Raw genomic sequence first — 230 nt, forward strand, 5'->3', positions numbered from 1 at the left:
AGGAACGGAATCAGATTGAAATGGTCATTACCTGTACGGAATCCGGGATTGATTTTGGCAAATCCATCAGTACATATGTCCATGATTATTTGCAGCTGAAGCGGAATTGCCGGTTATTTGAGGTGAAGCAGGCTTGCTATTCTTTAACGGCCGGGTTTCAAATGGGCGTGAATTTCATCTTGTCGCAAACATCGCCGGGAGCGAAAGCGCTCATCATCGGAACGGATATT

The 230-nt window shown here is 45.7% G+C and carries 1 pseudogene; it reads left to right on the top strand.

Annotated features, from left to right (window positions below):
- A pseudogene (locus tag SB660_RS24245) lies at positions 1-230 on the top strand (3-hydroxy-3-methylglutaryl-ACP synthase); the annotation flags it as partial.

Source organism: Bacillus sp. SIMBA_005 (assembly GCF_046535585.1).
GTDB lineage: Bacteria > Bacillota > Bacilli > Bacillales > Bacillaceae > Bacillus > Bacillus pumilus.